The organism is Pseudomonas sp. NFX15 (assembly GCF_049132105.1).
Classification (GTDB): domain Bacteria; phylum Pseudomonadota; class Gammaproteobacteria; order Pseudomonadales; family Pseudomonadaceae; genus Aquipseudomonas.
Map to the genome: position 1 here is coordinate 121,704 of NZ_JAFMPV010000015.1, position 12,430 is coordinate 134,133.

Genomic DNA, 12,430 nt, shown 5'->3' on the forward strand with positions numbered 1-12,430 from the left:
GAAAAACAGTTGCCTGGCCGGATTGGCAACCTGAGGAGTAAGCACTAGAGTATGCGCGCGCAAAACGGGCTTGAGCCTTTCGCACATCGTTGTCGCGTTTATTACGAGGACACCGATGCGGGGGGCATCGTGTATTACGTTAATTACCTCAAGTTTATGGAACGGGCTCGAACCGAGCGGCTACGTGACCTGGGCTTTGCCCAATCGCAGCTTGTCGGGGAGGACCTGTTGTTCGTCGTGCACTCCAGCGAAGCGCGCTATCACGCGCCGGCGCGACTGGACGACGAACTGTTGGTAAGCGCTGATGTAATCGAATTGAACCGTGCCAGCCTGCGCTTCAAACAGCAGGTCAGGCGGGCAACGGATAATGTGCTGCTCTGCGAAGGGCAGTTTCTGGTGGCCTGTGTGCGCACCGAAAGTTTGAAACCCCGGGCCATTCCCGAAGCTCTACGAGCGGCCTTTGCCGACGTGAGCGGCGCGGGTACACACTCAACGCAGGAGATAAAGCGTGGAAGCTAACGTCGTCGACCATTCCTCCATGTGGAGCCTGGTCAGCAATGCCAGTATCGTGGTGCAACTGGTAATGCTGATCCTGGTAGCCGCATCGGTGACCTCATGGATCATGATCTTTCAGCGCAGCAATCTGATACGTGCCGGTCGACGCGCCCTGGAGAGCTTCGAAGAGCGCTTCTGGTCGGGTATCGACCTGTCCAAGCTGTACCGCCAGGCCGGCAGCAACCCGGACCCTGATTCGGGCGTCGAGCAAATCTTCCGCGCCGGTTTCAAGGAATTCTCCCGTCTGCGCCAACAGCCAGGCGTTGACCCGGAAGCGGTCATGGAAGGCGTGGCCCGAGCCATGCGCGTCGCCATTTCCCGCGAAGAAGAAAAGCTCGAGCAGAGCCTGCCGTTCCTCGCCACCGTCGGTTCCGTGAGCCCGTACATCGGTCTGTTCGGTACCGTTTGGGGGATCATGAACTCCTTCCGTGGCCTGGCCACCGCCCAGCAAGCGACCCTGGCCACTGTGGCCCCGGGTATTGCCGAAGCACTGGTTGCCACGGCTATCGGCCTGTTCGCGGCCATCCCTGCGGTAATCGCCTACAACCGTTTCTCTGCTCGCAGCGAAACCCTGTTGAGCCGTTACTACACCTTCGCCGATGAGTTCCAGGCGATCCTGCACCGTAAAGTGCACACCAGCGAAGAATAAGCAGGTAATTCCCAATGGCGTTAATCGCTCGAGCTCGAAAAAAGCGCAAGCCGGTTGCCGAGATGAACGTGGTGCCCTACATCGACGTGATGCTGGTGCTGCTGGTCATCTTCATGGTGACCGCGCCCATGCTCAATCAGGGCGTGAAGGTTGATCTGCCCAAGGTTTCCAGCGAAGCCTTGCCGCAGGACAACAACACCCAGGTCCTGACCATTTCGATCAAGGCTGACAAGACCTATTACTGGAACCTTGGCAGCGAAGTCGACACCGAAAAGCAGCAGGATCGGGCAATGACCCTGCCGCAGATGACTGATGCGGTGACCAAGATCATTCGCGTCGGCAACGAAGGCGGCAAGCACACCCAGGTCTTCATCCGTGGCGACAAGTCGGTGGACTACGGTTCCGTCATGGGGGCCATGGGCGGGTTGCAGAAAGCCGGGGTCGGTAATGTTGGCTTGATTACCGAGGCGCCCTGATGCAGCAACAGCGAGAGCCGTCCGCCTCGGAAAGCTACTTCTGGCCTAGTGTCTGGGCGATTGGCTTGCACGTGCTGGTGTTCGGCATGCTGTTCGTCAGTTTTGCCTTTACCCCGGAGTTGCCGCCGGCCAAGCCGATTGTCCAGGCGACCCTGTACCAGCTGAAATCGAAAAGTCGGGCGACTACCCAGACCAATCAGAAGATTGCGGGCGAAGCGCAGAAGTCTGCTGCGCGTCAAACCGAAGTCGAGCAGATGGAGCAGAAAAAGGTCGAGCAGGAAGCGATCAAGGCTGCGGAACAAAAGAAAGAAGAAGCGGCTCAAAAAGCCGAGGAAGCCAAGAAGGCCGACGAGTCGAAGAAAGCGGACGAAGCGAAAAAGGCTGATGAAGCCAAGAAAGCCGACGACGCGAAGAAAGCCGCGGAAGCCAAGAAGGCAGAAGAGAAACAATTGGCTGATATAGCCAAGAAGAAATCCGAAGAAGAAGCCAAGAAAGCGGCTGAGGAAGAGGCCAAGAAAGAGGCCGCTGAAGAAGCCAAGAAGAAGATCGTCGAAGACGCGAAGAAGAAAGCCGCGGAAGACGCCAAGAAGAAAGCCGAAGCTGAAGAGGCGAAGAAGAAAGTCGCCGAGGACGCGAAGAAGAAAGCGGCTGCCGATGCTGCGAAGAAGAAATCGCAGGATGCTGCCCGTAAATCCGCCGAAGACAAAAAGGCCCAGGCCTTGGCAGATTTGCTTTCCGATACGCCGCAGCGTCAGCAGGCCTTGGCCGATGAGCAGGGCGACGAAGTCGCTGGCAGTTTCGATGACCTGATTCGTGCGCGTGCAGCAGAAGGCTGGGCTCGTCCACCTTCGGCACGCAAGGGCATGACGGTCGTGTTGCAAATCGGCATGTTGCCGGACGGTACGGTGACGTCGGTCAGCGTGAACAAGTCCAGTGGCGACGGTCCGTTTGACGCCTCGGCTGTGGCAGCGGTGAAGAATATTGGACGTTTGACAGAAATGCAGGGAATGAAGCCGAGTGATTTCGCTCCGTATCGTTCATTCAAGATGACATTCACACCTGAGGATCTAGCCTTGTGAGAAACCTTCTTCGAGGAATGCTTGTCGCTATCTGCTGCCTGGCAGGGATGGCGATGGCCGATGAGAAAAACATTCTGGTCACCAGCGGCAGCGATCGGGCAACCCCGATCGCCGTAGTGCCGTTCGGCTTCCAGGGCGGCAGCGTGCTGCCGGACGACATGGCCGAAATCATCGGTAACGACCTGCGCAACTCGGGTTACTACTCGCCGCTTCCAAAGCAGAACATGATCAGCCAGCCGAGCCAGGCCAGCGAAATCATCTTCCGTGACTTCAAGGCACTGGGTGCCCAGTACGTCATGGTCGGCAGCATTGTCCCGGCGGGCGGTCGCTTGCAGGTGCAATACGCACTGTTCAACGTCGCCACCGAGCAGCAAGTGCTGACCGGCAGCGTGTCGGGCGGTGTCGATCAGTTGCGCGACATGGCGCACTACATCTCTGACCAGTCGTTCGAAAAACTGACGGGTATCAAGGGTGCCTTCTCGACTCGCCTGCTGTACGTAACGGCTGAGCGTTTCTCCGAGAACAACACTCGCTACACCCTGCAGCGTTCGGACTACGACGGCGCCCGCGCCGTGACCCTGCTGCAATCGCGCGAACCGATCCTGTCGCCGCGTTTCGCACCGGATGGCAAGCGCATCGCCTATGTCTCGTTCGAGCAGAAGCGTCCACGCATCTTCATGCAGAACATCGACACCGGTCGCCGTGAGCAGATCACCAACTTCGAAGGCCTGAACGGTGCACCCGCCTGGTCGCCGGATGGCAATCGCCTGGCGTTCGTGCTGTCCAAGGACGGCAACCCGGACATCTACGTGATGAACCTCGGTTCGCGCCAGATCTCTCGCGTTACCAACGGTCCCGGCATCAACACCGAACCGTTCTGGGGCAAGGATGGCTCGACCATCTACTTCACCTCCGACCGTGGTGGCAAGCCGCAGATCTACAAGACCAGTGTTGGCGGTGGCGGTGCGGAACGTGTGACGTTCGTCGGTAACTACAACGCCAACCCGAAACTGTCGGCTGATGAAAAGACGCTTGTCATGATTCACCGTCAGGATGGTTTCACCAATTTCAAGGTGGCGGCCCAGGATTTGCAGCGAGGTAGTGTAAAAATCCTCACTGATAGCACTCTGGACGAGTCGCCTACTGTTGCGCCCAACGGCACCATGGTAATCTACGCCACCCGCCAGCAGGGCCGGGGAGTCTTGATGCTCGTGTCCATCAATGGACGCGTAAGGCTCCCGCTTCCTACCGCACAAGGCGAAGTCAGAGAACCTTCCTGGTCCCCTTACCTGAACTGACGCGGCGCTATACGTTGTACTTAACACACTGGGGTTCATTAGGAGTTTCACGATGGAAATGCTGAAGTTTGGTAAATTTGCTGCGCTGGCACTGGCCATGGCTGTAGCTGTAGGTTGCTCGTCCAAAGGCGGCGACAATGCCGGTGAAGGCGCGGTAGATCCAAACGCTGGTTACGGCGCAAACACTGGTGCAGTTGACGGCTCCCTGAGCGAAGAAGCTGCACTGCGCGCTATCACTACTTTCTACTTCGAATACGACAGTTCTGACCTGAAGCCAGAAGCCATGCGCGCTCTGGACGTTCACGCCAAGGACCTGAAAGCAAACGGCGCTCGCGTTGTTCTGGAAGGCAACACCGACGAACGTGGTACTCGTGAGTACAACATGGCACTGGGCGAGCGTCGTGCGAAAGCCGTTCAGCGCTACCTGGTACTGCAAGGTGTTTCCCCAGCTCAGCTGGAACTGGTTTCCTACGGCGAAGAGCGTCCAGTTGCTACCGGCAACGACGAGCAGTCCTGGGCTCAAAACCGTCGCGTCGAACTGCGTAAGTAATTCGTCATGCGAACGTGCCGTCGTGCTGTAACTGTTCTGGCTCTCAGCCTCGCGCCGCTTGCGGTGTGGGCTGCGGTTCCTGTGGCCGATAACAACTCCGGTTATAACAATAGCGGGAGCAGTTATCCGCCTGCAGGTTACGGTACGAACGGCGCCTATGCCGGGGGAGGGGTTTCGACCCCTGTCTCGGCACAGGGCCAGCTGTTCAACCAACTGCAACAAATGCAGGAACAGATCTCGCGCCAACAGGGTGTGATCGAAGAACTGCAAAATGATGTATCGCGCATGAAGCAGGAAAACCTGGAGCGATACCAGGATCTTGATCGGCGCATAGGAACCGGCGTTGCACCAGCCGCGACTCCTGAGAATTCTTCCACCGGTGGTGATTTGAATGCCCCCGGTGCAGCAGCAGGTGCGGCCGCTGGTGCAGCGGCCGCCCAGGCACCCGCCGCGGGTGGCGAGCCGGCGGATCCAGCGAAGGAAAAGCTCTATTACGATGCTGCCTTCGACCTGATCAAGGCCAAGGATTTCGACAAGGCCAGCCAGGCTTTCTCGGCATTCCTGCGCAAGTACCCGAACAGCCAGTACGCGGGCAACGCCCAATACTGGTTGGGCGAAGTGAACCTGGCCAAAGGCGATCTGCAAGGTGCAGGTCAGGCGTTTGCCAAGGTTTCACAGCTGTACCCAAAGCACGCCAAAGTGCCTGATTCGCTGTACAAGCTCGCTGATGTGGAGCGCCGCTTGGGTCATACCGACCGGGTCAAAGGCATTCTGCAACAGGTCGTGTCCCAATATCCGGGCACTTCCGCCGCTCAGTTGGCCCAACGCGACCTGCAGAAAATGTAAGCCTGCTTGAGCCGTTTCAAAGAAACCCGCGCTTGTCGCGGGTTTTTTCGTTAGAATTCACGCCCTTTTTATGAAACACGCTTTTGGGGGCCTGCGCATTGCCGGGGTTCCTTGAAGTGCCTGACGGAGGCGGACAGCCTGTTTAGCTGTTACGCCCGTGGCGACTATGCAAGACACATTGAGAATCACCGAAGTTTTTTACTCTTTGCAGGGTGAAACGCGGACTGCCGGGCTGCCCACCGTTTTTGTGCGCCTGACCGGTTGCCCATTGCGTTGCCAATACTGCGACAGCGCCTACGCCTTCACGGGCGGAACGATCCGCACGCTCGACGACATCCTTGAGCAGGTCGCCGGTTTCCGCCCGCGTTATGTTTGTGTCACTGGCGGCGAACCCCTGGCGCAACCCAACGCCATCCCATTGCTCAAGCGCCTGTGCGACGCCGGTTACGAAGTGTCACTGGAAACCAGTGGCTCTATCGATATCTCGGCGGTAGATTCCAGGGTCAGTCGCGTTGTCGACCTGAAGACCCCGGGGTCGAAGGAAGCACATCGCAACCGCTACGAAAACATTGAGCTGCTCACGCCTAACGATCAGGTGAAGTTTGTCATCTGTTCGCGGGAAGACTATGACTGGTCGGTTTCCAAACTGATTCAGTACGGTCTTAACCTGCGTGCCGGCGAAGTGCTGTTCTCGCCTAGCCACCATGATCTCAATGCTCGGGATCTGGCGGACTGGGTGGTCGCGGACAACCTGCCAGTGCGCTTGCAATTGCAGCTGCACAAATATCTATGGAATGACGAGCCGGGGCGCTGAAATGACTCAACAATCGAACACTGCTGAAAAACGTGCGGTCATCCTGCTGTCCGGTGGCCTGGACTCGGCAACCGTCGTGGCTATGGCTCGCTCCGAAGGCTACAGCTGCTACACCATGAGCTTCGACTATGGTCAGCGCTCTCACGCCGAGCTGCACGCGGCCGAGCGAGTGGCTCGCGACCTGGGTGTGGTCGAGCACAAGGTGATCGGCCTGAACCTCAATGGCATGGGCGGCTCGGCATTGACCGACACCAGCATCGATATTCCGGAAGAGTTGGGCGAGGGCATTCCGGTGACTTACGTGCCTGCACGTAACACCGTGTTCCTGTCCCTGGCCCTGGGCTGGGCAGAAGTGCTCGGTGCACGCGACATCTTCATTGGCGTCAATGCCGTGGATTATTCCGGTTACCCGGACTGCCGCCCCGAGTTCATAGAGTCGTTCGAGCGCATGGCCAACCTGGCCACCAAGGCCGGCGTGGAAGGCAATGGTTTCCGCATTCAGGCACCGCTGCAAAACCTCAGCAAGGCTCAGATCGTCCAGGCGGGCGTGAAACTCGGCGTGAACTACGGGCTGACCGTTTCCTGCTATCAGGCCGATGATGATGGTCGCGCGTGCGGCAAATGCGACAGCTGCCGACTGCGTGCAGAAGGCTTCGTGGCGGCCGGAATCAGCGACCCAACCCCTTATTTTTGATTTATTTCAAAATAGGTGTTGAATAGTCCTTAAAAATCAGTATTATACGCGCCACCACACAGCGGGTCGTTAGCTCAGTTGGTAGAGCAGTTGGCTTTTAACCAATTGGTCGTAGGTTCGAATCCCACACGACCCACCATATTTGGCGGTTTAGAAAATCCGGAAGGCCCACGCAAGTGAGGATTTCCGGGTTTTTTTTTGCCAGCGATTCAAGTCCGTCTCGCTGCGGGCTACTGCGCACGACCCAGGTCAGATTCATCTTTTGCATCCGCCGGATATTCTGTAGCCTTGCGCAGCTTCAACGCTGTCCGTGCCTGATGAATACTCACTTTCCCGGCGGTACCCTCTAGGGTCCGGAGCCGGGTGTATACTCGACTTTCGCGCGAATGCGCTTGCAGGTCTTGCGAACATGACGCAAATTTCCGAACGCCTTCTAGTCCAAGCCCACCTCGACGCCAAACAGCCCAAGCCGCTGACCGCCGATGAAGAGGCTTACTATCGTGCTGCCATCGCTGCCGAGCTCAAGGCTCAGGACGCGGTGCTGGTGGCTCACTTCTACTGCGACCCTGTCATTCAGGCCCTGGCCGAAGAAACCGGTGGCTGTGTCTCCGACTCGCTGGAGATGGCTCGTTTCGGCAGAGATCACTCGGCCAAGACCGTTGTGGTCGCCGGTGTAAAGTTCATGGGCGAAACTGCGAAAATCCTCACCCCGGAAAAACGCGTGCTGATGCCGACCCTCGAAGCGACTTGCTCGCTGGACCTGGGTTGCCCGGTGGACGAATTTTCCGCGTTCTGCGATCAGCACCCGGAACGCACCGTGGTGGTGTACGCCAATACCTCGGCGGCGGTCAAAGCCCGGGCGGACTGGGTCGTGACGTCGAGTTGCGCACTGGAAATCGTCGAAAGCCTGATGGATAACGGCGAGACCATCATCTGGGGTCCGGACAAGCACCTGGGCACCTACATCCAGCGCCAGACCGGTGCCGACATGCTGCTGTGGGACGGTGCCTGCATCGTTCACGAGGAGTTCAAGTCCAAGCAGCTCGAAGACATGAAGGCGCTGTATCCGGACGCGGCCATTCTGGTGCACCCGGAGTCGCCGACCTCGGTGATCGAGCTGGCCGATGCCGTGGGCTCTACCAGCCAACTGATTGCCGCAGCGCAGAGCCTGCCGAACAAAACGCTGATCGTGGCGACCGACCGCGGTATTTTCTACAAGATGCAGCAACTGTGCCCGGACAAGGTCTTTATCGAGGCGCCGACGGCGGGTAACGGCGCGGCGTGCCGCAGTTGCGCGCATTGCCCTTGGATGGCCATGAACACCCTGGAGCGCACGCTCAAGGCGTTGAAAGAGGGATCGAACGAGATCTTTGTCGACCCTGCCCTGGTGCCCCAGGCGATTCGACCGCTCAAGCGCATGCTGGATTTCACCCAAGCGGCGCGGATGAAGCTGGCCGGTAACGCCTGAGGCAGGAACGCCGCATAAAAACTGTAGGAGTGAGCCCTGCTCGCGATATCGGTCTGTCAGTCATATCAATGTTGACTGATGCACCGCCATCGCGAGCAGGCTTGCTCCTACAGTGGTTTTTGCGTCAGAGAATTATTTGATCTTCTTCGGGATCTGCACAAGTTGGGTGTTGGAATACATGTCGTGCCAGCTGCGTTGCTGCTTGTCGAACAGCGACCAGAGGAAGCCCAGGCCAACGCACAGCAGGGATGCAATCGACACCACAAAGCGCAGCAGCGCCTGCCACAGGCTGATGGCCGAGCCGTCGGCATTCTGCACGCGGATGCACCAGACCTGCATGCCCAGGGTCTGACCCGACCAGGTCCAGAACTTGGCGAAGAAGCCGAACAACACGAACAGCAGCACCGTTGAGAGCAACGGATCGCCGTCCAGCGCGCCCGCTTCGGTCAGGGTGCGCATTTTTTCTTCGCCGATGATCGCCATCTGGATCATCTTGTAGAGACCGCTGGTGACGATCAGTAGGGCGGTGCACAACAGGAAGTCATAGAACATCGCTGCCAGGCGACGACCCAGGCCAGCGGCAGGAAAGTCGCCCTGGGGAGTAAGCAGGTGTTTCGACATGGCAGGCTCTCGGCGAAAAAGAAGCCATTTTACGGATTTACGCGCACAAAAAAGCCCCTGATGTCAGCATCAGGGGCTTTTTCGTTACAGAAGATTAGGCTTCTGCTTGTACTTCGTCAGCCTGCATGCCTTTCTGGCCTTGCACGGCAATGAAAGTCACTTTCTGGCCTTCTTTCAGGCTCTTGAAGCCGTTGCCCTGGATGGCGCGGAAATGCACGAACAGATCCGGACCGCTTTCAGGAGTGATAAAACCAAAACCTTTCTCGTCGTTAAACCACTTGACGGTACCGCTCTGACGTTGGGACATTTCTTATTTCCTTTGACGCAAAAATTAATGACAGTCTCCTTCTCATGAAAGAGTACTGGGGCTGGTTGCAGGAGAGTAAGAAGACGTCGAACGGGATGTAGCTAACTTGTAGGCTACTGCCCAGGTCACGATTCCAAGCGACCCATGCAAACACAGTGAACAAACTCTACGCCAACTACGGGAGAAAAAACAAGCCCCCGTGAAGGGCCCGTATTTGCTCAGGTTGATGGCGTTTAGTCAGTCCACTAGTGCTGCTTATACGTTTAGCTTGTTCAATAGTTTTCGATCGTTATAAGCAAAGTTCATAATCGAAGCTTAGAGCCAAACAATGCACTATTTTATGGCAGTTGCGTTACACATTAGTGCACCGTTAACGCAACTGCGTTACTTATAGGAACATTCAATCAACCGCGATAGTAGCGTTGCGGAACAAATGGCATTTTGCTTACAAGCAAAGGTACCTTTTTCCCACGGACGATCGCCCAAACGGGTGTCTCCAGTGCGATATAGGCGCTGTCGACATAGCCCATGGCGAGCGGCCCGCCCAGGGTCGGTCCGAAACCGCCGCTGCAGACGCTACCGATGATGTCGCCGGCTTCGTTGACGATCTCGGCACCTTCGCGCACCGGGGTGCGTTCCTGGGGTAGCAAACCTACACGTTTACGCTTCACGCCCGCCTGTTGCTGGGCGAATACGGTTTCAGCGCCCGGGAAGCCGCCGGCCCGTGCACCCTCGGCACGACGCGGCTTGGAGATGGCCCACAGCAGGCTCGCTTCAATAGGCGTGGTGTTGGTATTCATGTCATGTCCATACAGACACAGGCCGGCTTCCAGGCGCAGCGAGTCGCGGGCACCCAGGCCGATGGCCGCCACTTCCGGTTCGGCCAGCAGTGCGCGAGCCACGGCTTCGGCGTTGGCGGCCGGCACGGAGATTTCGAAACCGTCTTCGCCGGTGTAACCCGAACGGCTGACGAAACAATCCACGCCAAGCAGTTTTACGCGGGCGAACTGCATGAAGGTCATTTTCGCAACTTCAGGGGCCAGACGCGCCAGCACGGTCACCGCGGCAGGGCCTTGCAGGGCCAGCAGTGCGCGCTCTTCGAACAGCGGCTCGAGGGTGCACTGCTCGCCGATGTGCTGGCGCAGGTGCGCCAGGTCCTGGTCCTTGCAAGCGGCATTGACCACCAGGAACAGTTCGTCGTTGCCCAGGTTGGCCACCATCAGGTCATCGAGGATGCCGCCCGTCGCATTGGTGAACATCGCGTAGCGCTGCATGCCCACCGGCAGGTCGATGATGTCCACCGGCACCAGGGTTTCCAAGGCCTTGGCAGCATTGGCGCCGGTCAGGCGGATCTGGCCCATGTGCGAGACGTCGAACAAGCCGGCCTGTTCGCGGGTGTGCTGGTGTTCTTTCATCACGCCCAGCGGGTATTGCACCGGCATGTCGTAGCCGGCAAACGGCACCATGCGTGCGCCGAGTTCGATGTGCAGTGCGTGCAGCGGGGTTTTCAACAGTTGTTCGGTGGACATATTCAGCTCCTGGAAAAGTGTGCGGATGCGCTGGGCAATCAGCACTCGATAATGTTGACCGCCAAACCGCCACGGGCGGTTTCCTTGTATTTGCTTTTCATGTCGGCGCCGGTCTGGCGCATGGTGCGGATGACCTTGTCGAGGGAGACGAAGTGTTGCCCGTCGCCGCGCATGGCCATGCGCACGGCATTGATGGCCTTGACCGAACCCATGGCGTTGCGCTCGATGCACGGCACTTGCACCAGTCCGCCAATCGGGTCGCAGGTCAGCCCAAGGTTGTGTTCCATGCCGATTTCCGCGGCGTTTTCCACTTGCTGCACGCTGCCGCCGAGTACTTCGCACAGGGCGCCGGCGGCCATCGAACACGCCACGCCAACCTCGCCCTGGCAGCCGACTTCGGCGCCGGAGATCGAGGCGTTTTCCTTGTACAGAATGCCGATCGCCGCGGCCGTGAGCAGAAAACGCACCACGCCGTCGTCATTCGAACCGGGGATGAAACGCATGTAGTAATGCAGCACGGCTGGAATGATCCCGGCCGCACCATTGGTGGGCGCCGTGACGACGCGCCCGCCGTTGGCGTTTTCTTCGTTGACCGCCAGCGCGTAAAGGTTGACCCAGTCGAGCACCGACAGCGGGTCGCGCAGGGACGATTCGGGATTTTTGCACAATTGCCGATGCAGTGCGGCGGCCCGACGCTTGACCTTCAGACCGCCCGGCAGGATGCCCTCATTGCGGCAACCGGCAGCGACGCAGTCCTGCATCACTTGCCAGATGTTCAGCAGACCGGCGCGGGTCTGCGCTTCCGGTCGCCAGGCGCTTTCGTTGGTCAGCATCACCTGGCTGATCGACAGCCCGTATTTGACGCAATGACCGAGAAGATCCTTGGCACTTTTGAATGGAAAGGTCAGGGGCGTGGCGTCTTCGACGATGCGGTCGGCGCCGGCGGCGTCTTCATCGACTACGAAACCGCCGCCGACCGAGTAGTACTCGCGGCTGCGCACTTGCAGGCCTGCGGCGTCGAAGGCGCGGAAAATCATGCCGTTGGGGTGATAGGGCAACGGTTTGCGAATCATCGCCAGGTGTTCTTTCTCGTTGAACGCAATGCTGTGTTCGCCGAGCAGGTTCAAGCGTCCGTTGCCACGAATGGTCTGCAGGCGCGCAGCGACGGTTTCGGTGTCGACGGTGTCCGGGTGTTCACCTTCCAGGCCCAGCAACACAGCCTTGTCACTGCCATGCCCCTTGCCGGTGGCGCCCAGCGAGCCGTACAACTCGACCTTGACGCAGGTGGTGGCCGTCAGCAGTCCTTCACGGCGCAGGCCTTCGACGAAACGCACAGCGGCACGCATCGGGCCTACGGTGTGGGAACTGGAGGGGCCGATGCCAATCTTGAACAGGTCGAACACGCTTAACGACATGATGGTTCTCCGGTTTCTTGTTATAGGAATTCACGGAATGTCAGGCTTGATGCTTTCTTTGTAGGAGCTGGCTTGCCAGCGAAGGGTCCCTCTCACCCGACTTAAATCTGTGGGTGTGACGAACATCGC

General features: G+C 58.4%; 14 protein-coding genes and 1 tRNA gene. 11 read left to right on the forward strand and 4 right to left on the reverse strand.

Annotation, left to right across the window (positions count from 1 at the left end; all coding sequences use genetic code 11):
- Positions 1–51: 51 nt before the first annotated feature.
- The 11 genes from ybgC to nadA all read left to right on the forward strand — a co-directional run bounded on the left by ybgC (position 52) and on the right by nadA (position 8,429).
- Positions 52–519 carry a tol-pal system-associated acyl-CoA thioesterase gene (gene ybgC / locus J1D76_RS17355; RefSeq protein WP_421139473.1) on the forward strand — a complete coding sequence of 156 codons (468 nt, stop codon included), beginning with the start codon at positions 52–54 and terminating at the stop codon, positions 517–519.
- Positions 509–1,204, forward strand: coding sequence for a protein TolQ (tolQ, locus tag J1D76_RS17360; RefSeq protein ID WP_421139475.1), 696 nt, complete (start codon positions 509–511; stop codon positions 1,202–1,204). The genes ybgC and tolQ overlap by 11 nt, the downstream gene beginning before the upstream one ends.
- A 23-nt stretch (positions 1,205–1,227) precedes the next feature.
- Positions 1,228–1,680, forward strand: coding sequence for a protein TolR (gene tolR, locus J1D76_RS17365; protein WP_421139488.1), 453 nt, complete (start codon positions 1,228–1,230; stop codon positions 1,678–1,680).
- Positions 1,680–2,759, forward strand: a complete 1,080-nt coding sequence (gene tolA, locus J1D76_RS17370; RefSeq protein ID WP_421139476.1) for a cell envelope integrity protein TolA — start codon at positions 1,680–1,682, stop codon at positions 2,757–2,759. The genes tolR and tolA overlap by 1 nt, the downstream gene beginning before the upstream one ends.
- A 17-nt stretch (positions 2,760–2,776) precedes the next feature.
- Positions 2,777–4,057, forward strand: coding sequence for a Tol-Pal system beta propeller repeat protein TolB (gene tolB, locus J1D76_RS17375; RefSeq protein WP_421139478.1), 1,281 nt, complete (start codon positions 2,777–2,779; stop codon positions 4,055–4,057).
- A gap of 52 nt (positions 4,058–4,109) precedes the next feature.
- Positions 4,110–4,607, forward strand: coding sequence for a peptidoglycan-associated lipoprotein Pal (gene pal, locus J1D76_RS17380; protein ID WP_003178634.1), 498 nt, complete (start codon positions 4,110–4,112; stop codon positions 4,605–4,607).
- A gap of 6 nt (positions 4,608–4,613) precedes the next feature.
- Positions 4,614–5,453 (forward strand): tol-pal system protein YbgF, encoded by an 840-nt coding sequence (gene ybgF, locus J1D76_RS17385; protein ID WP_421139479.1) that lies wholly within the window; start codon positions 4,614–4,616, stop codon positions 5,451–5,453.
- A 166-nt stretch (positions 5,454–5,619) separates the two neighbouring features.
- Positions 5,620–6,267 (forward strand): 7-carboxy-7-deazaguanine synthase QueE, encoded by a 648-nt coding sequence (gene queE / locus J1D76_RS17390; RefSeq protein WP_150754451.1) that lies wholly within the window; start codon positions 5,620–5,622, stop codon positions 6,265–6,267.
- Between the two features lies 1 nt (position 6,268).
- Complete coding sequence (gene queC / locus J1D76_RS17395) at positions 6,269–6,961, forward strand: 7-cyano-7-deazaguanine synthase QueC (protein WP_421139480.1); 693 nt, start codon at positions 6,269–6,271, stop codon at positions 6,959–6,961.
- 63 nt (positions 6,962–7,024) lie between these two features.
- Positions 7,025–7,100, forward strand: a tRNA-Lys gene (locus J1D76_RS17400).
- A 270-nt stretch (positions 7,101–7,370) separates the two neighbouring features.
- Positions 7,371–8,429: a quinolinate synthase NadA gene (gene nadA / locus J1D76_RS17405; protein WP_421139482.1), complete on the forward strand. Its 1,059-nt coding sequence runs from the start codon at positions 7,371–7,373 to the stop codon at positions 8,427–8,429.
- A 132-nt stretch (positions 8,430–8,561) separates the two neighbouring features.
- Here the strand turns inward: nadA and J1D76_RS17410 are convergent, their stop codons facing one another.
- The 4 genes from J1D76_RS17410 to J1D76_RS17425 form a co-directional block, all read right to left on the reverse strand.
- The gene (locus J1D76_RS17410; RefSeq protein WP_421139483.1) at positions 8,562–9,050 is read right to left on the reverse strand and encodes an RDD family protein; all 489 of its coding nucleotides are present in this window, start codon (positions 9,048–9,050) and stop codon (positions 8,562–8,564) included.
- A 94-nt stretch (positions 9,051–9,144) separates the two neighbouring features.
- Positions 9,145–9,357, reverse strand: a complete 213-nt coding sequence (locus tag J1D76_RS17415) for a cold-shock protein (RefSeq protein ID WP_007977299.1) — start codon at positions 9,355–9,357, stop codon at positions 9,145–9,147.
- Positions 9,358–9,761: 404 nt separating this feature from the next.
- Positions 9,762–10,886, reverse strand: a complete 1,125-nt coding sequence (gene gcvT, locus J1D76_RS17420; protein ID WP_421139484.1) for a glycine cleavage system aminomethyltransferase GcvT — start codon at positions 10,884–10,886, stop codon at positions 9,762–9,764.
- Between the two features lie 38 nt (positions 10,887–10,924).
- Positions 10,925–12,301, reverse strand: a complete 1,377-nt coding sequence (locus J1D76_RS17425) for an L-serine ammonia-lyase (protein WP_421139485.1) — start codon at positions 12,299–12,301, stop codon at positions 10,925–10,927.
- Positions 12,302–12,430 lie beyond the last annotated feature (129 nt).